This is a genomic window from Mesorhizobium sp. M0898 (genome assembly GCF_040319695.1).
Classification (GTDB): domain Bacteria; phylum Pseudomonadota; class Alphaproteobacteria; order Rhizobiales; family Rhizobiaceae; genus Mesorhizobium.
The window spans coordinates 1-591 of the sequence record NZ_JAMYOE010000161.1 but is presented as its reverse complement, the minus strand read 5'-3'; the positions used below and the strand labels follow the sequence as shown (position 1 = coordinate 591).

Sequence of the window (591 nt, the reverse complement as noted above, 5' to 3'; positions counted from 1 at the left end):
GATCTGACGGCGGAGCGGTTCATCGCCAGTCCCTTTGTGGAAGGCGATCGGCTGTATAAGACCGGCGATCTGGCGCGTTATCTGCCGGACGGCAATCTGGAGTTTCTGGGCCGCAACGACGACCAGGTGAAGATCCGCGGCTTCCGCATCGAGCCGGGCGAGATCGCGGCGCGGCTTTGCGAGCACGCCTGGGTGCGCGAGGCGGTGGTGGTGGCGCGCCAGGACCGGGCCGGCGACAAGCACCTTGTCGCCTATGTCGTGTGTGGACCCGAGGCAGGATCGGACGAGGACGATGGCGGCGGGCTTGCCGGCGCCTTGCGCGCGCATGTGAGCGGGCGGCTGCCGGACTACATGGTGCCGGCTGCGTTCGTGCGGCTCGCGGCGCTGCCGCTGACGCCGAACGGCAAGCTCGACCGCAAGGCACTGCCGGCGCCGGCCGACGGCGCCTATGCGCGGACGGCCTATGAGGCGCCGCAGGGCGCGGTCGAGACGGCGCTGGCACAGATCTGGGCGGAGCTTCTCGGTGTCGAGCGGGTCGGGCGCCACGACAACTTCTTCGAACTGGGCGGCCATTCGCTCCTGGCGGTGCAG

At 70.1% G+C, this 591-nt stretch carries 1 protein-coding gene; it reads left to right on the top strand.

What is annotated here, in order from left to right:
• A partial coding sequence (locus NKH90_RS34725) for an AMP-binding enzyme (RefSeq protein WP_352786433.1) occupies positions 1-591 on the top strand: 591 nt, incomplete at both ends.